This window comes from Enterobacter sp. RHBSTW-00593 (assembly GCF_013784105.1).
Classification (GTDB): Bacteria; Pseudomonadota; Gammaproteobacteria; order Enterobacterales; family Enterobacteriaceae; genus Enterobacter; species Enterobacter ludwigii.
This window is the reverse complement of record NZ_CP056393.1, coordinates 3,650,017-3,670,741: the sequence shown is the minus strand read 5'-3', so window position 1 is coordinate 3,670,741 and position 20,725 is coordinate 3,650,017. Positions and strand designations below refer to the sequence as shown.

The window sequence follows — 20,725 nt, the reverse complement described above, 5'->3', positions numbered from 1 at the left end:
TCATAAATCATTTACAATGCTGGCCTCTTAACGGGAGGGAAAGTGGATAACGTACTGCATCGGCATAACTGGAAACGCGCAGCGGCTTTGACCGCGCTGTTTGCGATCCTGCTGATCGTGGTTGCGCCGCTTATCTCCATCTCGCTGCAAAAAGATCCCATGAGCGCCATGCCGGGAATGCATCATGACATGAGCATGATGTCGATGGATGAGCACCATGGCGATATGCCGCACTCGATGCCCGTCGACCATGCGGAAGCGTGTGGCTACTGTGTACTGTTAGCGCATGTGCCGGGCATGATGCTGGCGCTGATTGTACTGCTCAGTGTGGTACTGCAAAGGAGTCGCGTTACACCGCCGCAACCGCCGGTCAGCCACTGGCACTTTTTCCCCTGGCTCTTTCCTGATACCCGCGCGCCGCCGCGGCAGTCTGCTTTTTCCCTTTAAAAAAAATCGATAACTTTTTGCCTTAAAAAGGAAAAGTATGACTACCTGCACTCCGCGCGCGGCATGGGGAAACCTGCTGCGTCGACTCCATTTCTATGTCGGGCTGTTTGTTGGCCCGTTTATCTTCTTCGCCGCGCTGACCGGTACGCTGTATGTGGCGACGCCGCAGCTGGAAAACACGCTTTACCGGCACGCGTTGCACACGGATTCGGTGGGAGAGGCGCAGCCTCTGGCCGAGCAGATTGCCGTGGCGGAAAACGCCGTGGGTTCAGATCTGCGCCTGCATGCCGTTCGTCCGGGGCTGGTTGACGGTGATACTACCCGCGTAATGTTCGCTGACCCGGCGCTTGGCCCCTCGGAGAACCGCGCTATCTTTGTGGATCCCGTGAGCCTTGAGGTGCGGGGCGATATGACGGTGTACGGCACGAGTGGCATTCTGCCGTTGCGCCAGACCATCGATTATCTGCACACCTCGTTGATGCTTGGCGATGTCGGGCGTCTCTATAGCGAGCTGGCCGCCTCCTGGATGTGGGTTGCCGCGCTGGGTGGAATCGCCCTGTGGTTTTACACCCGACCAAAACGTCGGATGGACAACCGTTTCCAGAACCGCCGTCGTGTGCATGTGGCACTGGGCTGGGTGTTACTGGGGGGAATGTTATTGTTCTCAGCGACAGGCCTGACGTGGTCTCAGTGGGCGGGCGGTAACGTGGATACACTGCGTGCCCGGATGAACTGGCTTACGCCGCAGGTCAATACTACGCTCTCCGGTGTGCCTGCCATCATGGACGAGCACGCTGAGCACCGTGGGCATCATAGCGGGATGATGATGCCCGGGATGGTGATGGATCCGACGCTTTTTGATGACGTCCTGCATGCCGCCCGTACGGCGGGTATAGATGCCAGCAAGCTCGAAATCCGCCCGGCGAAAACGGCTGAACAGGCCTGGACCGTGACGGAAATCGATCGTAGCTGGCCGACTCAGGTCGATGCGGTGGCGGTCGATCCGCACGCCATGCACATTCTGGACAGAACCCGGTTTGAAGATTTCCCGTTAATGGCAAAACTGACCCGCTGGGGCGTGGATTTCCACATGGGGATCTTGTTTGGGCTGGCCAATCAGCTGTTGCTGATCGCGTTCGGTATTGCCCTGTGCGTGCTGATCGTCTGGGGATACCGGATGTGGTGGATGCGTCGTCCGGCGCAATCGGTCGTGAACCCGGTTCAGACGCTCTGTCAGAGCTGGCTGGCGCTATCGGGATGGGGAAGAGCCGTCACGGCGATAGTGAGTGTCCTGCTGGGGCTGGCGATGCCGGTGATGGGTGTGAGTCTGGCCCTGTTTGTGCTGGTCGACTGGCTGCGCTGGCGAGCGGCAACAGGCGTGTCGCTCGCAGAATCATCGGTTAAATAACCTTATGGCGTGCTGATCACCACCGCAACCCGGCGGTTTTCAGCGCGCCCTTTTGCAGTACTGTTGTTCGCAACAGGGTATTTTTTGCCTAACCCCTGCGTGGAGAGGTTGCTGCGTGGGATATTGGCTCCCTTCGCCCAGGCGTCGGCTACCGCATTTGCACGTTTCAATGACAGCGCTTCGTTGTAGCGCTCTTCGCCGTAGTTGTCCGTGTGACCGTCCATACGCGCGTGGTTCAGGCCGGTTGCCGCGAGGCGAGAGGCCATAGTCTTGATCTGCGTTTCACTTTCCGCACGCAGCCTGGCGTCATTTTTATCAAACAGGATGGTATCTGACAGGCCAAGAGACCAGTCGCCGTTCAGTTCGTTAAAACCGTAAGACTTCATCGCCGCAATCTGCTCAGGAGTGAACTTGCCTTGCGGCGGTGACTGGCAACCTGCCAGCACGACTGAGGCTAATAACAACGGCGCGAAGTATCGCTTTAACATATCGTTTCCCTTCTAATTTATCGTTTTTGTACGCTGGTTTTTAACCTGGTACATATTGCGGTCGGCTTTCTCCAGTAATGCTTCCACAGAACCATTTTCCCACGCCAGAGCAAAGCCAATACTGAGTGACATTGATGCTTTTTGCCCGTTATGCAATTCGAACGGGCGGATAAACTGCTGCGATAAGGCAGCACAAAGATGTTGAACCTCAGGCTCTGAATGGACGCCGTACAGCACCATGGCAAACTCGTCGCCGCCAAGGCGGTATGACTGATGGCGCTTATCACCGAACTCGACCATTCTTCTGGCGACTTCAATCAGCACACAGTCTCCTGCCGCGTGTCCCCAGGTGTCATTAATAAACTTAAAATTATCACCGTCGAGGAAGAGCAGGGCCGAGTTTGTTTTTGCTGAGGGGTCATTCATTAATGCCGCGATGCTGTTACGAAACGCCGCACGGTTGGCAAGACCCGTCAGCGGGTCGTGCATGGCGGTGCGTAATAGCTGGGCGTTTTTCGCCTGCAGTTTAAGCTGCCACTCCTCCATTTCATCCAGAAGGCTGTTGAAGTCCTCGCCAAACTGGTGAAATTCTTCAATGCGCCCGTCTTTCACCCGTCGGGAGAAGTTACGGTTAGTGCGTACGTCATGAACGACGTCAGTAATGTTTTGCAGCGCTGTAACCATGCCGTGATGCAAGGATTGCGTAATGGTCAGTGCGACCACCGTCGCAAACAGAATACAGCCGGTGAGAACGGCAAACGACATCCAGATGAAGTGGCTTATCAGGCTGTCACGCGCGGTAAGGCGTATTTCGCCAATCGTTGAGCCGTTATGGAATACGGGCTGGGAAATCGGCTCGGGGAAAAGCCAGCGGCTGACCAGTGCGCCCAGGGTGTCGTTGTTATCCGCCGGGTTCCACGACCAGTACGCAAAGCGTTTTTTGTGCACGTTGAGGACTTCAGCCACGGCAAACTGGCCCTGTTTGCCAAGGGCGGCAAGCGTTTCATTGGCTGCCACTGAATCGTTGAACACCAGGGAGGCTTCAAGGCTGTGGCTCATGGTGGCGCCGGTTAATTCGAGATTCTTTTGTGCGTATTGCTTTAATGTCACGACGGAGGCAAAACAGAGGAGCAGCCATATTAATGTCATCGTGATGATGACGCTTATCATGCTGATTCGTCTGAGTGTTCTTTTAAACGTCGGACGTGGCGCTGAAGTGAAATCTTTATCCATGCTGCTTATTCCGTGCGAGCATTAATACATCCGGATTGACTCTCACGCCACTGCGAGTCAGCGCATCCAGATTGACGGAAAACCGGACATGGTTGCGATCAATTATCAGGCAAAAGGCGCTGCCAATAATACATTCCGGATTTTGCTCTGAGATTAATAGCAATGCTCTGCCCTGATACTGACTTATTAATTCACGTTGTTTTACGGGGGATTCCGCCCCGAAATAAATAGCATCACACGTCGCGGACAGGGCTTCCTGATCGTTACGCACAATAACGGGGGTATAAGGTAATTCGCTTTGCCCGTCCTTGCTGGTGAGTGCATGCGTGTAGTGAGAAGAAGCATAAACACAGAGTTTTGGCTGGCCGGAAAGTGACGGCCATCGGGTGTAGCTCACAATACCTGAAACGATCGAACGTACCGATTTATCGGTTTCGGTGAACGTGCCTGCCGCCGCTGCGCCCACCATAAGGAACAGCATTAGCACCAGAGTGAGTCGGAAAAAAGAGATCAAGGATAAATTTCTCACCAGAATCCGCCACTTCGCTCCGGAAATAGATGTCCTTAAGAGTTGTGGGCAGAATACCATTGTTTACCAAAGCCGTCATTATGTCAGAATTTTCCCTGCCTCGACCTAAGCTAAATCCTACACTTTGTTATATTCCGGTGAATAAAAAGAGGCTTAATTAAGTCTGCTGGAGCGCATGCTTTCATCCATGCCTTTTTGCCATGACTCGTGCAGTTTTGCTGCATTTTCAGCAGTATCGCAGCTGGCAGGAAAAGATTTGCCCGCTAATCCCCAGGCGTGGAGAAAACCTTCTTCACACACTTTCTTCTGTCCGTCTGCATATCCCCGGAGATATTCACTACGATCAACATGCGGATCATTAAAATTATCGGCCAGCGTCTGGTTATCTTTAACCGGCAGACCATTCATGGCGTCTTCTTTACCTGCATCAAACCAGCTGGGGCTGGTCCAGTCCGGGTGGAAGGTATAAGGATTGATTTGGCAACCCGATAAAATGAGCGACAACAGCACCAGAGCAATTGAACGCATAGCCATTCTCCTTTTTTCTTCAGCATAGCCTGGTAACGGAAAGTAAGGGTGTAATTTAAAGTTTACGGTTCTGGCGGCTGATTTTTGCAATAAATTGGCGATCGTAAAGAAAAGTGTACGTATTTTGGATTGAAATCTTTACTTGTTATGGTATCGTTGTTTCACCTCTTCGAGGAAAACAACTATCGCAAACGAGCTTTACAGGATCGCAATCATGCAAAAAGACGCGCTGAACAACGTACACATCACTGACGAACAGATTTTGATTACTCCGGATCAACTGAAAGCGGAATTCCCGCTGAGCATCGCGCAGGAGGCTCAAATTGAGCACTCGCGTCAGACCATTTCAGACATTATCGCTGGCCGCGATCCGCGCCTGCTGGTGGTATGTGGTCCTTGTTCTATTCACGATCCTGAAGCCGCCATTGAGTACGCTCGTCGATTTAAAACATTAGCGGAGGAGGTCAGCGATAGCCTCTATCTGGTAATGCGCGTCTATTTTGAGAAGCCACGTACCACCGTTGGCTGGAAAGGGTTGATTAACGATCCGCACATGGATGGCTCGTTTGATGTGGAAGCAGGACTGAAAATTGCGCGTCGTCTGCTGGTGGAGCTGGTCAGCATGGGGCTGCCGCTGGCCACTGAAGCGCTGGATCCGAACAGCCCGCAGTACCTGGGCGACCTGTTTAGCTGGTCTGCCATTGGGGCACGTACCACGGAATCACAAACCCACCGCGAGATGGCGTCTGGCCTGTCGATGCCGGTTGGTTTTAAAAACGGTACCGATGGCAGCCTGGCCACTGCAATTAACGCCATGCGTGCCGCGGCAATGCCGCACCGTTTTGTTGGCATTAACCAGGCGGGGCAGGTTTGCCTCCTGCAAACGCAGGGTAACCCGGATGGTCACGTGATCCTGCGCGGTGGTAAAGCACCGAACTACAGCCCGGCAGATGTGGCACAGTGTGAAAAAGAGATGGAGCAGGCGGGACTGCGCCCGGCACTGATGGTAGATTGCAGTCATGGTAATTCGAATAAAGATTACCGTCGTCAGCCTGCGGTTGCGGAATCTGTGGTGGCACAGATAAAAGACGGCAACCGTTCTATTATCGGTCTGATGATTGAGAGCAATATTCATGAAGGCAATCAGTCATCTGAACAACCGCGCAGCGCAATGAAGCACGGCGTATCCGTCACGGATGCCTGCATCAGCTGGGAAACCACCGACGCGCTGCTGCGTGAGATCCATAAAGATTTAAGCGGCCAGCTGGCGACGCGTCTGGCTTAAGAGGGTAGTTATGGTTGCTGAATTGACCGCGTTACGCGATCAAATTGATGAAGTAGATAAGGCGTTGCTGGACCTGCTGGCGCGCCGTATGGCTCTGGTTGCCGAAGTGGGTGAGGTAAAAAGCAAATACGGCCTGCCGATTTACGTCCCGGAGCGTGAGGCATCCATGCTGGCCTCGCGGCGCAAAGAGGCCCAGGCGCTGGGCGTCTCGCCGGATCTGATTGAAGATGTCTTGCGTCGCGTAATGCGGGAATCCTATTCCAGCGAAAACGATAAGGGCTTCAAAACCCTCTGTCCGTCCTTGCGCCCGGTGGTTATTGTGGGTGGTGCGGGCCAGATGGGGCGCCTGTTTGAAAAAATGCTGACGCTTTCTGGTTATCAGGTTCGCATTCTGGAAAAAGAGGACTGGGAACACGCGCCAGCGCTGATGGCCGATGCGGGGATGGTTATCGTCAGCGTGCCTATCCACGTGACGGAGCAGATCATCGGCAAGCTTCCACCGTTGCCGAAAGATTGCATCCTGGTTGACCTTGCATCGGTCAAAAATGGCCCCCTGCAGGCGATGCTGGCGGCGCATACTGGCCCGGTGCTTGGCCTGCACCCGATGTTTGGTCCGGACAGTGGCAGCCTGGCGAAGCAGGTTGTGGTGTACTGCGATGGTCGTCAGCCGGAGGCCTATCAGTGGTTCCTGGAACAGATTCAGGTATGGGGTGCCAGGTTGCACCGGATCAGCGCGGTAGAGCACGATCAGAACATGGCGTTCATTCAGGCGCTGCGCCATTTTGCGACCTTTGCCTACGGTTTGCATCTGGCGGAAGAGAATGTGCAGCTTGAACAGCTGCTGGCGCTCTCTTCGCCGATCTATCGCCTGGAGTTGGCGATGGTCGGGCGTTTGTTCGCTCAGGATCCGCAGCTTTACGCCGACATTATTATGTCCTCTGAGAACAACCTGGCGCTTATCAAACGTTATTACCAGCGGTTTGGTGAAGCGATCACCTTGCTGGAGCATGGCGATAAGCAGGCGTTTATCGACAGCTTCCGTAAAGTCGAGCACTGGTTTGGCGATTATGCGCAACGTTTTCAGAGTGAGAGCCGCACGCTTTTGCGTCAGGCAAATGACAGTCGCCAGTAATGCGATGATGTATATACTAAAAGCCAGCAATGCTGGCTTTTTTCATTTTGGGGAACTGTTATGGCCGAACCGCAGCCGCTGTTGAATTACACCGGGCATCTGCCCGAATGTCCGACGTGGAGTGCCGAAGAGCATGCGCTCTACTGGGCAGATATTCTGGAGGGGGAGATCCACCGTTATCATCTGCCCACCGCGGAACACACGGTACTCTCTTTCCATGAAGAAGTAGGCTGTTTCGCTCTGCGTGAGCGTGGCGGCTTTATCGTCGCGATGCGCAATGGCATCTGGCTTGCTGACAAGCACGGCCTGCTCCAGCGCAAGGTGTGTGATAACCCCTCTAACCCGCAACTGGCGCGTTTTAATGATGGAGGTACCGATCATCATGGACGGTTCTATGCGGGAACCTTCTGGGGACCTGGGGATTACAACGGCGCCATGCTGATGCGTATCGATAATGACCTGACGCCGAAAGTGATCCAGTGTGATATTCACGGGCACAACGGTCTGGCATTCAGCCCGGACAAACAGTGGATGTTCACCTCTGACACGCCAAATGGCGTTATCTACCGCACGCCGCTTGATGAGCAAGGTGAGCCGGGGAAACGCGAGATATTCCGCCGCTTTAAAGAGGGGGAGGGCATACCCGACGGTGCTGCGATGGATGAAGAAGGCTGCTACTGGAGCGCAATGTTTGATGGCTGGCGTATCGCACGCTTTTCACCGCAAGGGGAACAACTGGAAGAGCATCGCATGCCGGTTCGTTGTCCGACGATGGTCTGCTTTGGCGGCGAGGATATGAAGACCCTGTTTATCACGACCACGCGGGAAAATATGGATGCGGATGAAGTGGCGCAGTATCCGCTCTCCGGCGCCATCTTCACCCTGCCCGTCAGCGTGGCAGGGATGAAGAAAAGCCGCTTTATCGAACGTTAAGCGGGGTCAACCGGCACGACGTTTTCGCTCGGATAGCAGCCAAGCACTTTCATTGAGCGGGTGATTTCACCCAGTTCACGCAGGGCTTTCTGCATGGATGCAGATTCCAGGTTGGCCTGGATATCCAGATAGAACATCTCTTCCCACGGATTACCATGAATCGGGCGAGATTCCAGCTTCGTCATGATCAGGTTGTGGTTACGCAGTACCAGCAGGGCCTCAACCAGCGCACCCGCCTGCTGCCCGGTCGCCATCAGCAGTGTCGTTTTAGCCGGAACCTGCTCAGAGACATTGATGGCTTTACGGGCCAGTACCACGAAGCGGGTGATATTTTGCGTCTGGTTCGCCAGGTTGCGTTCCAGTACCTGCAGGCCATACAGCGCTCCGCCCGCCTCGCTGCCAAGCGCGGCCACCGTCGGGGAATTTGCCTGCATCACTTTTTCCATCGCCGCAGAAGTGCTTTCGGTGTACTCAATTTTCCAGTTCGGATAACGGTTGAGGAATTGACTGCACTGCTGGAACGGTTGTGGGTGACTGTACACCGTCTCGATTTGGCTCAGGTCGGTTGAGCCAGAGACCAGTACGCAGTGATCGATAGGGATGGTCATCTCGCCAACCAGCGACAGCGTAGTGTGCTGCAGAAGATCGTACACGTCGTTAATGGCGCCTGAGCTGGTGTTTTCAATCGGTACGACGGCGTAATCCGCCTGTCCGGTTTCGACCTGATTGAAAATATCAGCAAATTTTGCGCAGCCGCTTTCAATAAACTCTTCGAAATGACGCGCTGCGTACTGGCGTGCGGCAAGGTGAGAGTAAGAGCCTTTTGGGCCGAGGAAGGCGACACGTGCAGAGTGCGGGTTCGTTTTATTCAGATGCTGCTGGAGTAGCGCTTGCTGGGTCAGAACGGAGTCTTCGATGATGAGCTGGAACAAACGGGTGATGTAATGGGCGTCGAGGTGGTGCGCTTTGCCTAGCTGAATCAGGCGTTCCAGCAGGTCGCGTTCACGGTCAATATCACGCACCGGCCGATGGGAGTCCAGCTTGGCTTTTCCCACTTCGATGGCGAGTGTGCGACGTTCTGCCAGCAGGGCCAGTAATTTTTCGTCCAGTGCGCTGATTTTCACTCGCAGGTCCAGTAACGGGTTTTCCGGTGTCATAGTGTTGCCTGTCTCGTTTATCGTTATTAATAAAAAAGGCCTCCCGGTGTGGGAGGCCTTGTTGTTCGTCTTCGAATTCTTTATCACACGACGAAACGCCTCCCAATCAGGGGAAGGTAAAAAAGAATGCGAAGAAAAACGGTGTGTGTTTCATGAAATCATCCTGTCGTTGATACCGTTAAAGTACCCGTACTGTTTTCACGCTGTCAATAAAAAACGCGCCCGAAGGCGCGTTGGCGGTAAACTCAATTTAAAGGATTACTCTTCTTCAACTTCTTCCGCGAAGCTGGCGTCTTTCACCGACGTTGCGGCGCGACGGGCTTCACCTTTGTGTTGCACTTTATTGAGCTGCCGTTCCAGCTTGTTGATCAAATCGTTAATAGCGGTGTACATATCCTCATGTTTTGCGCTGGCGACCAGATGGCCGTTTGGAGTATTGATAGTTGCGTCAGCGATGAAACCTTGCGGCTCCTTGGACAGGATGATATGTGGGTTAATCAAATGTGTTTGCCATTTATCCAGTTTGGCGAGACGGTCTGCGACGTGTTGGCGGATTGCCGGAGTAATTTCCATTTGTTTACTGGTAATGTTCATTGTCATAAATTTTACCTCTTGTCTTTCCGTCTTGGTGATTCCAGCATACCTGTCCTAATGTCAAAATGTGTGATTTAGATCACGTTATTTTGTCGGTTTTTGTCAGGGAATGTTTTTTGTGAGGCAGGGCAGGAAGAGGTGATATTTACCTTGTGGAAGGCCCGATTTGCGGTCATAGTTGATAGGATGTGTTGAGGCTAAACCGCTTCAGCTGATCTCTGAACGCATAAAAAAACGGCAGCCCGAAGGCTGCCGTTTTGCTTTGAGGCAATATCAGGTGTTGCTGCTGTTCGCGGCGATGATTTTCGCCACTTTGTCAGCCTGTGCGGTCATCTGCATCTGACGGTAAGCATTTTCCATCAGCTTCAGGCCATCACGCGTTGCCTGTGTATCCGGGTAATCACGCAACATACCTTCTACACGATTAACCACGGCAACCCATGCGCCACGGCGGGTATAGTATTCCGCAACGGAGTATTCGTATTTCGCCAGACGATCTTTCAGGAACACCAGACGTTTGGTCGCGTCAGTGACGTACTGGCTGTTCGGGTAGCCGCGCACCAGTTTAGAGAAGTCGTTGAAAGCATCACGCGCATGCTGCGGGTCACGGTCAGAACGATCCACACCGAAGAAACCTTGCAGGGCACTGTCGTCCAGCGCCATGTTGGTAAGACCGCGCATGTACATGACGTAATCGATGTTAGGATGAGTCGGGTTCAGACGCATGAAACGATCGATGGTTGCCTGAGCCAGCGGCAGATCGGCATTTTTATAGTAGGCATAGATGAGATCTAACTGTACCTGCTGCGAATACGGACCAAATGGATAGCGATTATCCAACGCTTCCAGTTGCGTTATCGCTTGTTTCCAGTTACCGTCCTGCAACTTTTGTTGTGCAGTCGCATAGATTTCATTCGGCGGATTGTCAGGGACCTGTTCATTTGAACCGGAGCAGCCCACCAAAGCCAGGCTCAACGTGGCCGCTGCCACCAGATATTTCATGCGCGTCATGACGTTTTGACTTTCCTCAAATGTTTGTCCGGGAGAAACTCTGTTCCTGCTCCCGATTAAGACCAGCTACAATAGCACACTATATTAAACGGCAAAGCCGTAAAACCCAACGTTAAACGAAGAAGCAGTTTATGGCACAACGAGTAGAACTCACCGCAACAGTCTCCGAAAATCAGCTCGGTCAACGCTTAGATCAGGCTTTGGCCGAATTGTTCCCTGATTATTCGCGTTCACGCATAAAAGAATGGATCCTTGACCAGCGCGTGCTGGTAAACGGCAAGATCTGGGACAAACCAAAAGAGAAAGTGTTAGGTGGGGAAGCCGTCGCCATCAATGCTGAAATCGAAGAGGATATCCGCTTCGAGCCGCAGGATATCCCGCTGAACATCGTCTATGAAGATGATGACATCCTGGTGATCAACAAGCCACGTGACCTGGTTGTTCATCCGGGCGCGGGGAATCCTGATGGCACGGTCCTTAACGCACTTCTCCATTATTACCCGCCTATCGTGGATGTTCCGCGCGCCGGCATCGTTCACCGTCTGGATAAAGACACCACGGGTCTGATGGTGGTGGCAAAGACCGTTCCAGCTCAGACACGTCTGGTGGAATCTCTGCAGCTGCGTGAAATCACCCGCGAATATGAAGCGGTGGCCATTGGTCATATGACCGCTGGCGGTACGGTGGAAGAACCTATCAGCCGTCACCCAACCAAACGTACCCATATGTCGGTGCACCCGATGGGTAAGCCAGCGGTGACGCACTACCGCATTATGGAACATTTCCGCATTCATACGCGTCTGCGTCTGCGTCTGGAAACCGGTCGTACTCACCAGATCCGTGTTCATATGGCGCACATTACCCATCCGCTGGTGGGCGATCAGGTCTACGGTGGTCGTCCGCGTCCGCCAAAAGGTGCATCGGATGAGTTCATTAGCGTACTGCGTAAGTTTGATCGCCAGGCGCTGCACGCAACGATGCTGCGTCTTTACCATCCTATCACCGGTATTCAGATGGAATGGCACGCGCCGATCCCACAGGATATGGTCGACCTTATTGACGCCATGCGTGTTGATTTTGAAGAACATAAAGATCAAGTGGACTGGTTATGACCAAACTGATTGTCCCGGAGTGGCCACTGCCTGAGGGCGTGGCTGCCTGCAGTTCAACCCGTATCGGCGGTGTGAGCCAGGGCGCGTGGGAATCTTTGAATCTCGGCGCACACTGTGGTGACAACCTGGAGCACGTTGAAGAAAACCGCAAACGCCTGTTTGCTGCCGGGAATTTACCGTCGAAACCGGTCTGGCTGGAACAGGTTCACGGTAAAACGGTACTGCCGTTAACGGGCGAACCCTATGCGTCTAAACGGGCCGATGCGTCTTACAGTGATACCCCGGGAACGGTATGTGCGGTAATGACTGCCGATTGCCTGCCGGTTCTGTTCTGTAACCGTGCCGGTACCGAGGTAGCAGCAGCGCATGCAGGCTGGCGTGGTCTGTGTGAAGGTGTGCTCGAAGAGACCGTCGCCTGCTTTAAAGATGACCCTGCGAATATCATGGCCTGGCTCGGCCCGGCCATTGGTCCTCGTGCGTTTGAAGTGGGGCCCGAGGTCCGCGAAGCTTTTATGGAGAAAGATCTGCAAGCCGCGGATGCTTTCCTTCCTGCCGGTGAAAAATATCTGGCCGATATTTACCTGTTGGCCCGCCAGCGCCTGAATAATGTCGGCGTGACGCAGATCTTCGGCGGCGATCGCTGTACCTTCACCGAAAAGGGTGATTTTTTCTCTTATCGCCGCGACAAGACGACAGGTCGTATGGCAAGTTTTATTTGGCTGATATAACCTAAAGAATCAAGACGATCCGGAACGTGCCGTTTTCTTTTCACATAATTCAGGTCATTAACCTTGAATAATTGAGGGATGACCTCATTTAATCTCCAGTAGCAAATTTGACCTGTTATGGGAGGAGTTATGCGTCTGGATCGTCTTACTAATAAATTCCAGCTTGCTCTCGCCGATGCCCAGTCCCTTGCACTGGGGCACGACAACCAATTCATCGAACCTCTTCATTTAATGAGCGCCTTGTTGAATCAGGAAGGGGGATCGGTACGTCCGTTATTAACGTCTGCCGGCATTAATGCTGGCCAGTTACGCACCGCCATCGATCAGGCCTTGAGCCGTTTACCCCAGGTAGAAGGTACCGGTGGCGACGTTCAGCCGTCTCAGGATCTGGTGCGTGTGCTGAATCTTTGCGACAAGCTGGCGCAAAAACGTGGGGACAACTTTATTTCGTCAGAACTTTTCGTTCTGGCGGCGCTTGAATCACGCGGTACCTTGACCGACCTGCTGAAATCTGCCGGCGCAACCACCGCCAATGTGACTCAGGCGATTGAGAAAATGCGCGGAGGTGAAAGCGTGAACGATCAGGGAGCCGAAGACCAACGTCAGGCTTTGAAAAAATTTACGGTCGACCTGACCGAGCGTGCCGAGCAGGGCAAGCTTGACCCGGTGATCGGCCGTGATGAAGAGATTCGCCGTACTATCCAGGTACTGCAGCGTCGTACCAAAAACAACCCGGTGCTGATTGGTGAGCCGGGGGTCGGTAAAACCGCCATCGTCGAAGGTCTGGCGCAGCGCATTGTGAACGGTGAAGTGCCGGAAGGGCTGAAAGGTCGTCGTGTACTGGCGCTCGACATGGGGGCGCTGGTGGCCGGGGCGAAATACCGCGGTGAGTTCGAAGAGCGTCTGAAAGGCGTGCTTAACGACCTGGCGAAACAGGAAGGCAACGTCATCCTGTTTATTGACGAACTGCACACCATGGTCGGCGCAGGTAAAGCGGACGGCGCGATGGATGCCGGTAACATGCTGAAACCAGCCCTGGCTCGTGGGGAGCTTCACTGCGTAGGGGCTACCACGCTGGATGAGTACCGTCAGTATATCGAAAAAGATGCTGCGCTGGAGCGTCGTTTCCAGAAAGTGTTTGTTGCTGAGCCAAGCGTTGAAGATACCATCGCGATTTTGCGTGGGCTGAAAGAACGTTATGAACTGCACCACCATGTGCAGATTACTGACCCGGCGATTGTTGCAGCGGCCACGCTTTCGCATCGTTATATCGCTGACCGTCAATTGCCCGATAAAGCAATCGACCTTATTGATGAAGCGGCCTCGAGCATTCGTATGCAGATTGACTCGAAACCGGAAGAGCTGGACAGGCTTGACCGTCGCATTATCCAGCTCAAACTGGAACAGCAGGCACTGAAGAAAGAGTCTGATGAAGCCAGTAAGAAACGGCTGGATATGCTCAACGAAGAACTGGACGATAAAGAGCGTCAGTACTCTGAGCTGGAAGAAGAGTGGAAAGCGGAGAAAGCATCACTCTCGGGTACTCAGACAATTAAAGCTGAACTGGAACAGGCGAAAATTGCCATTGAGCAAGCGCGTCGTGTGGGTGACCTGGCGCGAATGTCTGAACTGCAGTACGGCAAAATTCCTGAGCTTGAGAAACAGCTTGAGATCGCCACGCAATCGGAAGGCAAAACGATGCGTCTGTTACGAAACAAAGTAACGGATGAGGAGATCGCTGAAGTGCTGGCTCGCTGGACCGGTATTCCGGTTGCGCGCATGATGGAAAGCGAACGCGACAAACTGCTGCGCATGGAGCAGGATCTGCATCAGCGCGTGATTGGTCAGAACGAGGCGGTTGAAGCGGTCTCTAATGCCATTCGCCGTAGCCGTGCAGGGTTGTCTGATCCTAATCGTCCAATCGGTTCGTTCCTGTTCTTGGGGCCTACGGGGGTCGGTAAAACCGAACTGTGTAAGGCGCTGGCTAACTTCATGTTTGACAGCGATGACGCGATGGTCCGTATCGATATGTCCGAGTTTATGGAGAAACACTCCGTTTCGCGACTGGTTGGTGCGCCTCCAGGATATGTGGGTTATGAAGAAGGTGGCTACCTGACAGAAGCGGTGCGCCGTCGTCCTTATTCCGTCATCCTGCTGGATGAAGTGGAAAAAGCGCATCCGGATGTGTTCAACATTCTGCTGCAGGTTCTTGACGATGGACGGCTGACTGACGGACAGGGGAGAACGGTCGACTTCCGTAACACGGTAGTGATCATGACCTCGAACCTGGGTTCCGATTTGATTCAGGAACGTTTCGGTGAACTGGACTACGGCCATATGAAGGATCTGGTGATGGGTGTGGTAAGCCATAGCTTCCGTCCAGAGTTCATTAACCGTATTGATGAAGTGGTAGTGTTCCATCCTCTGGGTGAGAAACATATTGCGTCGATTGCGCAGATTCAGCTGCAGCGTCTGTATAAACGTCTGGAAGAGCGTGGATATGAAATTCACATCTCCGATGATGCGCTGAAGCTCTTGAGCGCAAATGGGTACGATCCGGTTTATGGGGCGCGTCCGCTGAAACGCGCAATCCAGCAACAGATCGAAAACCCACTGGCGCAGCAGATACTCTCCGGGGAGCTGATTCCGGGCAAAGTTATCCGTCTGGAAGCCAACGACGACAAAATTGTGGCAGTGCAGTAAGTCACAAAACGCAAAAACGGGCCGCTTGCGGCTCGTTTTTGTTTAAAAACCAGGCCAGAATTGAGGTCTGGGATGCAAATTGCCTGGAAAGTGAGCAGTCAGTAAATAATTTTCACTTTATCCTTGCAGCTTCAGAATTACCCCCTATAATGCGCCTCCACTGACACGGAACAACGGCACACACGCCGCCGGGTTAGCGGGGTTCAGAGATGAACACCAACAGAGATAAGCGAAAATAAATGCTTGACTCTGAAGCGGGAAAGCGTAATATGCACACCCCGCGCCGCAGCGAAAGCGAAGCGGCACTGCTCTTTAACAATTTATCAGACAATCTGTGTGGGCACTCAAAGTGACATGGATTCTTAACGTCCTCGGACGAAAAATGAATACCAAGTCTCTGAGTGAACATACGTAATTCATTACGAAGTTTAATTCACGAGCATCAAACTTAAATTGAAGAGTTTGATCATGGCTCAGATTGAACGCTGGCGGCAGGCCTAACACATGCAAGTCGAACGGTAGCACAGAGAGCTTGCTCTCGGGTGACGAGTGGCGGACGGGTGAGTAATGTCTGGGAAACTGCCTGATGGAGGGGGATAACTACTGGAAACGGTAGCTAATACCGCATAACGTCGCAAGACCAAAGAGGGGGACCTTCGGGCCTCTTGCCATCAGATGTGCCCAGATGGGATTAGCTAGTAGGTGGGGTAACGGCTCACCTAGGCGACGATCCCTAGCTGGTCTGAGAGGATGACCAGCCACACTGGAACTGAGACACGGTCCAGACTCCTACGGGAGGCAGCAGTGGGGAATATTGCACAATGGGCGCAAGCCTGATGCAGCCATGCCGCGTGTATGAAGAAGGCCTTCGGGTTGTAAAGTACTTTCAGCGGGGAGGAAGGTGTTGTGGTTAATAACCGCAGCAATTGACGTTACCCGCAGAAGAAGCACCGGCTAACTCCGTGCCAGCAGCCGCGGTAATACGGAGGGTGCAAGCGTTAATCGGAATTACTGGGCGTAAAGCGCACGCAGGCGGTCTGTCAAGTCGGATGTGAAATCCCCGGGCTCAACCTGGGAACTGCATTCGAAACTGGCAGGCTAGAGTCTTGTAGAGGGGGGTAGAATTCCAGGTGTAGCGGTGAAATGCGTAGAGATCTGGAGGAATACCGGTGGCGAAGGCGGCCCCCTGGACAAAGACTGACGCTCAGGTGCGAAAGCGTGGGGAGCAAACAGGATTAGATACCCTGGTAGTCCACGCCGTAAACGATGTCGACTTGGAGGTTGTGCCCTTGAGGCGTGGCTTCCGGAGCTAACGCGTTAAGTCGACCGCCTGGGGAGTACGGCCGCAAGGTTAAAACTCAAATGAATTGACGGGGGCCCGCACAAGCGGTGGAGCATGTGGTTTAATTCGATGCAACGCGAAGAACCTTACCTACTCTTGACATCCAGAGAACTTAGCAGAGATGCTTTGGTGCCTTCGGGAACTCTGAGACAGGTGCTGCATGGCTGTCGTCAGCTCGTGTTGTGAAATGTTGGGTTAAGTCCCGCAACGAGCGCAACCCTTATCCTTTGTTGCCAGCGGTCCGGCCGGGAACTCAAAGGAGACTGCCAGTGATAAACTGGAGGAAGGTGGGGATGACGTCAAGTCATCATGGCCCTTACGAGTAGGGCTACACACGTGCTACAATGGCGCATACAAAGAGAAGCGAACTCGCGAGAGCAAGCGGACCTCATAAAGTGCGTCGTAGTCCGGATTGGAGTCTGCAACTCGACTCCATGAAGTCGGAATCGCTAGTAATCGTAGATCAGAATGCTACGGTGAATACGTTCCCGGGCCTTGTACACACCGCCCGTCACACCATGGGAGTGGGTTGCAAAAGAAGTAGGTAGCTTAACCTTCGGGAGGGCGCTTACCACTTTGTGATTCATGACTGGGGTGAAGTCGTAACAAGGTAACCGTAGGGGAACCTGCGGTTGGATCACCTCCTTACCTTAAAGAACCTGCCTTTGTAGTGCTCACACAGATTGTCTGATGAAAAGTAAATAGCAAGGCGTCTTGCGATTGAGACTTCAGTGTCCCCTTCGTCTAGAGGCCCAGGACACCGCCCTTTCACGGCGGTAACAGGGGTTCGAATCCCCTAGGGGACGCCACTTGCTGGTTCGTGAGTGAAAGTCACCTGCCGACATATCTCAAAACTCATCTTCGGGTGACGTTTGAGATATTTGCTCTTTAAAAATCTGGATCAAGCTGAAAATTGAAACGACACACAGTTAATGTGTGTTCGAGTCTCTCAAATTTTCGCAAACCGGTGATGAATCGAAAGAAACATCTTCGGGTTGTGAGGTTAAGCGACTAAGCGTACACGGTGGATGCCCTGGCAGTCAGAGGCGATGAAGGACGTGCTAATCTGCGAAAAGCGCCGGCGAGGTGATATGAACCTTTGACCCGGCGATGTCCGAATGGGGAAACCCAGTGTGATCCGTCACACTATCGTTAACTGAATACATAGGTTAACGAGGCGAACCGGGGGAACTGAAACATCTAAGTACCCCGAGGAAAAGAAATCAACCGAGATTCCCCCAGTAGCGGCGAGCGAACGGGGAGCAGCCCAGAGTCTGAATCAGCTTGTGTGTTAGTGGAAGCGTCTGGAAAGTCGCACGGTACAGGGTGACAGTCCCGTACACGAAAGCACACAGGCTGTGAACTCGAAGAGTAGGGCGGGACACGTGGTATCCTGTCTGAATATGGGGGGACCATCCTCCAAGGCTAAATACTCCTGACTGACCGATAGTGAACCAGTACCGTGAGGGAAAGGCGAAAAGAACCCCGGCGAGGGGAGTGAAAAAGAACCTGAAACCGTGTACGTACAAGCAGTGGGAGCCTCTTTTATGGGGTGACTGCGTACCTTTTGTATAATGGGTCAGCGACTTATATTCTGTAGCAAGGTTAACCGTATAGGGGAGCCGAAGGGAAACCGAGTCTTAACTGGGCGTTAAGTTGCAGGGTATAGACCCGAAACCCGGTGATCTAGCCATGGGCAGGTTGAAGGTTGGGTAACACTAACTGGAGGACCGAACCGACTAATGTTGAAAAATTAGCGGATGACTTGTGGCTGGGGGTGAAAGGCCAATCAAACCGGGAGATAGCTGGTTCTCCCCGAAAGCTATTTAGGTAGCGCCTCGTGAATTCATCTTCGGGGGTAGAGCACTGTTTCGGCTAGGGGGCCATCCCGGCTTACCAACCCGATGCAAACTACGAATACCGAAGAATGTTATCACGGGAGACACACGGCGGGTGCTAACGTCCGTCGTGAAGAGGGAAACAACCCAGACCGCCAGCTAAGGTCCCAAAGTCATGGTTAAGTGGGAAACGATGTGGGAAGGCACAGACAGCCAGGATGTTGGCTTAGAAGCAGCCATCATTTAAAGAAAGCGTAATAGCTCACTGGTCGAGTCGGCCTGCGCGGAAGATGTAACGGGGCTAAACCATGCACCGAAGCTGCGGCAGCGACACTATGTGTTGTTGGGTAGGGGAGCGTTCTGTAAGCCGTTGAAGGTGTCCTGTGAGGGGTGCTGGAGGTATCAGAAGTGCGAATGCTGACATAAGTAACGATAAAGCGGGTGAAAAGCCCGCTCGCCGGAAGACCAAGGGTTCCTGTCCAACGTTAATCGGGGCAGGGTGAGTCGACCCCTAAGGCGAGGCCGAAAGGCGTAGTCGATGGGAAACAGGTTAATATTCCTGTACTTGGTGTTACTGCGAAGGGGGGACGGAGAAGGCTATGTTAGCCGGGCGACGGTTGTCCCGGTTTAAGCATGTAGGCGGAGGTTCCAGGTAAATCCGGTTCCTTGTTAACGCTGAGGTGTGATGACGAGGCACTACGGTGCTGAAGTAACAAATGCCCTGCTTCCAGGAAAAGCCTCTAAGCATCAGGTAACATCAAATCGTACCCCAAACCGACACAGGTGGTCAGGTAGAGAATACCAAGGCGCTTGAGAGAACTCGGGTGAAGGAACTAGGCAAAATGGTGCCGTAACTTCGGGAGAAGGCACGCTGATATGTAGGTGAAGCCCCTGCGGGTGGAGCTGAAATCAGTCGAAGATACCAGCTGGCTGCAACTGTTTATTAAAAACACAGCACTGTGCAAACACGAAAGTGGACGTATACGGTGTGACGCCTGCCCGGTGCCGGAAGGTTAATTGATGGGGTTAGCGGCAACGCGAAGCTCTTGATCGAAGCCCCGGTAAACGGCGGCCGTAACTATAACGGTCCTAAGGTAGCGAAATTCCTTGTCGGGTAAGTTCCGACCTGCACGAATGGCGTAATGATGGCCAGGCTGTCTCCACCCGAGACTCAGTGAAATTGAACTCGCTGTGAAGATGCAGTGTACCCGCGGCAAGACGGAAAGACCCCGTGAACCTTTACTATAGCTTGACACTGAACACTGGTCCTTGATGTGTAGGATAGGTGGGAGGCTTTGAAGCGTGGACGCCAGTCTGCGTGGAGCCAACCTTGAAATACCACCCTTTAATGGCTGGTGTTCTAACGTAGACCCGTGATCCGGGTTGCGGACAGTGTCTGGTGGGTAGTTTGACTGGGGCGGTCTCCTCCCAAAGAGTAACGGAGGAGCACGAAGGTTAGCTAATCCTGGTCGGACATCAGGAGGTTAGTGCAATGGCATAAGCTAGCTTGACTGCGAGAGTGACGGCTCGAGCAGGTGCGAAAGCAGGTCATAGTGATCCGGTGGTTCTGAATGGAAGGGCCATCGCTCAACGGATAAAAGGTACTCCGGGGATAACAGGCTGATACCGCCCAAGAGTTCATATCGACGGCGGTGTTTGGCACCTCGATGTCGGCTCATCACATCCTGGGGCTGAAGTAGGTCCCAAGGGTATGGCTGTTCGCCATTTAAAGTGGTACGCGAGCTGGGTTTAGAACGTCGTGAGACAGTTCGGTCCCTATCTGCCGTGGGCGCTGGAGAATTGAGGGGGGCTGCTCCTAGTACGAGAGGACCGGAGTGGACGCATCACTGGTGTTCGGGTTGTCATGCCAATGGCACTGCCCGGTAGCTAAATGCGGAAGAGATAAGTGCTGAAAGCATCTAAGCACGAAACTTGCCCCGAGATGAGTTCTCCCTGAGACTTTAAGTCTCCTGAAGGAACGTTGAAGACTACGACGTTGATAGGTCGGGTGTGTAAGCGCAGCGATGCGTTGAGCTAACCGATACTAATGAACCGTGAGGCTTAACCTTACAACGCCGAAGATGTTTTGGCGGTGAGAGACGATTTTCAGCTGATACAGATTACAGAATTTGCCTGGCGGCTTTAGCGCGGTGGTCCCACCTGACCCCATGCCGAACTCAGAAGTGAAACGCCGTAGCGCCGATGGTAGTGTGGGGTCTCCCCATGCGAGAGTAGGGAACTGCCAGGCATCAATTAA

At 53.2% G+C, this 20,725-nt stretch carries 16 protein-coding genes, 1 tRNA gene, 3 rRNA genes and 1 other annotated feature; of the genes, 12 read left to right on the top strand and 8 right to left on the bottom strand.

Annotation, left to right across the window (positions count from 1 at the left end; translation table 11 throughout):
* Positions 1 to 42: 42 nt before the first annotated feature.
* Together HV242_RS17490 and HV242_RS17485 are read left to right on the top strand one after the other, a co-directional pair.
* Positions 43 to 447 (top strand): DUF2946 domain-containing protein, encoded by a 405-nt coding sequence (locus HV242_RS17490; RefSeq protein ID WP_014171246.1) that lies wholly within the window; start codon positions 43 to 45, stop codon positions 445 to 447.
* Positions 448 to 484: 37 nt separating this feature from the next.
* Positions 485 to 1,855 (top strand): PepSY-associated TM helix domain-containing protein, encoded by a 1,371-nt coding sequence (locus tag HV242_RS17485; RefSeq protein ID WP_020883915.1) that lies wholly within the window; start codon positions 485 to 487, stop codon positions 1,853 to 1,855.
* 2 nt (positions 1,856 to 1,857) lie between these two features.
* Here the strand turns inward: HV242_RS17485 and HV242_RS17480 are convergent, their stop codons facing one another.
* From HV242_RS17480 to HV242_RS17465, 4 genes are all read right to left on the bottom strand, one after another.
* Positions 1,858 to 2,343: an OmpA family protein gene (locus HV242_RS17480; RefSeq protein ID WP_020883916.1), complete on the bottom strand. Its 486-nt coding sequence runs from the start codon at positions 2,341 to 2,343 to the stop codon at positions 1,858 to 1,860.
* Between the two features lie 12 nt (positions 2,344 to 2,355).
* Positions 2,356 to 3,576 (bottom strand): diguanylate cyclase DgcN, encoded by a 1,221-nt coding sequence (dgcN, locus tag HV242_RS17475; RefSeq protein WP_020883917.1) that lies wholly within the window; start codon positions 3,574 to 3,576, stop codon positions 2,356 to 2,358.
* Positions 3,569 to 4,057, bottom strand: coding sequence for a YfiR family protein (locus tag HV242_RS17470; protein ID WP_020883918.1), 489 nt, complete (start codon positions 4,055 to 4,057; stop codon positions 3,569 to 3,571). Before HV242_RS17470 ends, dgcN begins: the two co-directional genes overlap by 8 nt.
* Before the next feature lie 201 nt (positions 4,058 to 4,258).
* Positions 4,259 to 4,633 (bottom strand): DUF2799 domain-containing protein, encoded by a 375-nt coding sequence (locus HV242_RS17465; RefSeq protein WP_020883919.1) that lies wholly within the window; start codon positions 4,631 to 4,633, stop codon positions 4,259 to 4,261.
* 214 nt (positions 4,634 to 4,847) lie between these two features.
* Here HV242_RS17465 and aroF point away from each other — a divergent pair, with 214 nt between their 5' ends.
* The 3 genes from aroF to HV242_RS17450 are packed head-to-tail and all read left to right on the top strand — an operon-like array spanning position 4,848 to position 7,983.
* Positions 4,848 to 5,918 (top strand): 3-deoxy-7-phosphoheptulonate synthase AroF, encoded by a 1,071-nt coding sequence (gene aroF, locus HV242_RS17460; RefSeq protein ID WP_020883920.1) that lies wholly within the window; start codon positions 4,848 to 4,850, stop codon positions 5,916 to 5,918.
* Positions 5,919 to 5,928: 10 nt separating this feature from the next.
* Entirely contained in the window at positions 5,929 to 7,050 is a 1,122-nt protein-coding gene (gene tyrA / locus HV242_RS17455) for a bifunctional chorismate mutase/prephenate dehydrogenase (protein ID WP_014171239.1), read from the top strand.
* A 60-nt stretch (positions 7,051 to 7,110) separates the two neighbouring features.
* Entirely contained in the window at positions 7,111 to 7,983 is an 873-nt protein-coding gene (locus HV242_RS17450) for an SMP-30/gluconolactonase/LRE family protein (RefSeq protein WP_014171237.1), read from the top strand.
* On the opposite strand, the gene pheA is transcribed toward HV242_RS17450, so the two are convergent.
* The 4 genes from pheA to bamD all read right to left on the bottom strand — a co-directional run bounded on the left by pheA (position 7,980) and on the right by bamD (position 10,745).
* Positions 7,980 to 9,140 carry a bifunctional chorismate mutase/prephenate dehydratase gene (gene pheA / locus HV242_RS17445; protein ID WP_020883922.1) on the bottom strand — a complete coding sequence of 387 codons (1,161 nt, stop codon included), beginning with the start codon at positions 9,138 to 9,140 and terminating at the stop codon, positions 7,980 to 7,982. The genes HV242_RS17450 and pheA overlap by 4 nt on opposite strands.
* A gap of 29 nt (positions 9,141 to 9,169) precedes the next feature.
* Positions 9,170 to 9,295: a sequence feature (Phe leader region), on the bottom strand.
* Entirely contained in the window at positions 9,247 to 9,294 is a 48-nt protein-coding gene (gene pheL, locus HV242_RS17440; RefSeq protein ID WP_001386991.1) for a pheA operon leader peptide PheL, read from the bottom strand. It overlaps the preceding feature by 48 nt.
* Before the next feature lie 103 nt (positions 9,296 to 9,398).
* Complete coding sequence (gene raiA, locus HV242_RS17435; protein ID WP_003863162.1) at positions 9,399 to 9,740, bottom strand: ribosome-associated translation inhibitor RaiA; 342 nt, start codon at positions 9,738 to 9,740, stop codon at positions 9,399 to 9,401.
* Between the two features lie 267 nt (positions 9,741 to 10,007).
* Positions 10,008 to 10,745 (bottom strand): outer membrane protein assembly factor BamD, encoded by a 738-nt coding sequence (gene bamD / locus HV242_RS17430; RefSeq protein WP_013098339.1) that lies wholly within the window; start codon positions 10,743 to 10,745, stop codon positions 10,008 to 10,010.
* A 131-nt stretch (positions 10,746 to 10,876) separates the two neighbouring features.
* On the opposite strand from bamD, the gene rluD reads away from it, so the two are divergent.
* The 7 genes from rluD to rrf all read left to right on the top strand — a co-directional run bounded on the left by rluD (position 10,877) and on the right by rrf (position 20,716).
* Positions 10,877 to 11,857, top strand: coding sequence for a 23S rRNA pseudouridine(1911/1915/1917) synthase RluD (rluD, locus tag HV242_RS17425; RefSeq protein WP_014171235.1), 981 nt, complete (start codon positions 10,877 to 10,879; stop codon positions 11,855 to 11,857).
* Positions 11,854 to 12,585, top strand: a complete 732-nt coding sequence (yfiH, locus tag HV242_RS17420; RefSeq protein WP_020883923.1) for a purine nucleoside phosphorylase YfiH — start codon at positions 11,854 to 11,856, stop codon at positions 12,583 to 12,585. The genes rluD and yfiH overlap by 4 nt, the downstream gene beginning before the upstream one ends.
* Positions 12,586 to 12,714: 129 nt before the next feature.
* Positions 12,715 to 15,288: an ATP-dependent chaperone ClpB gene (clpB, locus tag HV242_RS17415; protein ID WP_032680474.1), complete on the top strand. Its 2,574-nt coding sequence runs from the start codon at positions 12,715 to 12,717 to the stop codon at positions 15,286 to 15,288.
* Between the two features lie 450 nt (positions 15,289 to 15,738).
* A 16S ribosomal RNA gene (locus HV242_RS17410) occupies positions 15,739 to 17,278 on the top strand.
* A gap of 85 nt (positions 17,279 to 17,363) precedes the next feature.
* Positions 17,364 to 17,439 (top strand) — tRNA-Glu (locus HV242_RS17405).
* A 192-nt stretch (positions 17,440 to 17,631) separates the two neighbouring features.
* A 23S ribosomal RNA gene (locus HV242_RS17400) occupies positions 17,632 to 20,537 on the top strand.
* 63 nt (positions 20,538 to 20,600) lie between these two features.
* Positions 20,601 to 20,716, top strand: a 5S ribosomal RNA gene (gene rrf / locus HV242_RS17395).
* The 16S, 23S and 5S rRNA genes sit together here with 1 tRNA gene alongside, the layout of an rRNA operon.
* The last annotated feature ends 9 nt before the right edge of the window (positions 20,717 to 20,725 follow it).

What these genes read in the sequence shown, in the direction of transcription:
- tyrA (WP_014171239.1), top strand. Translation starts at nt 5,929, where the DNA reads ATGGTTGCTGAATTGACCGCGTTACGCGATCAAATTGATGAAGTAGAT.
- HV242_RS17465 (WP_020883919.1), bottom strand. Translation starts at nt 4,633, where the DNA reads ATGCGTTCAATTGCTCTGGTGCTGTTGTCGCTCATTTTATCGGGTTGC.
- bamD (WP_013098339.1), bottom strand. Translation starts at nt 10,745, where the DNA reads ATGACGCGCATGAAATATCTGGTGGCAGCGGCCACGTTGAGCCTGGCT.
- pheA (WP_020883922.1), bottom strand. Translation starts at nt 9,140, where the DNA reads ATGACACCGGAAAACCCGTTACTGGACCTGCGAGTGAAAATCAGCGCA.
- aroF (WP_020883920.1), top strand. Translation starts at nt 4,848, where the DNA reads ATGCAAAAAGACGCGCTGAACAACGTACACATCACTGACGAACAGATT.
- HV242_RS17480 (WP_020883916.1), bottom strand. Translation starts at nt 2,343, where the DNA reads ATGTTAAAGCGATACTTCGCGCCGTTGTTATTAGCCTCAGTCGTGCTG.
- HV242_RS17485 (WP_020883915.1), top strand. Translation starts at nt 485, where the DNA reads ATGACTACCTGCACTCCGCGCGCGGCATGGGGAAACCTGCTGCGTCGA.
- raiA (WP_003863162.1), bottom strand. Translation starts at nt 9,740, where the DNA reads ATGACAATGAACATTACCAGTAAACAAATGGAAATTACTCCGGCAATC.
- HV242_RS17470 (WP_020883918.1), bottom strand. Translation starts at nt 4,057, where the DNA reads ATGCTGTTCCTTATGGTGGGCGCAGCGGCGGCAGGCACGTTCACCGAA.
- yfiH (WP_020883923.1), top strand. Translation starts at nt 11,854, where the DNA reads ATGACCAAACTGATTGTCCCGGAGTGGCCACTGCCTGAGGGCGTGGCT.
- rluD (WP_014171235.1), top strand. Translation starts at nt 10,877, where the DNA reads ATGGCACAACGAGTAGAACTCACCGCAACAGTCTCCGAAAATCAGCTC.
- HV242_RS17450 (WP_014171237.1), top strand. Translation starts at nt 7,111, where the DNA reads ATGGCCGAACCGCAGCCGCTGTTGAATTACACCGGGCATCTGCCCGAA.
- clpB (WP_032680474.1), top strand. Translation starts at nt 12,715, where the DNA reads ATGCGTCTGGATCGTCTTACTAATAAATTCCAGCTTGCTCTCGCCGAT.
- dgcN (WP_020883917.1), bottom strand. Translation starts at nt 3,576, where the DNA reads ATGGATAAAGATTTCACTTCAGCGCCACGTCCGACGTTTAAAAGAACA.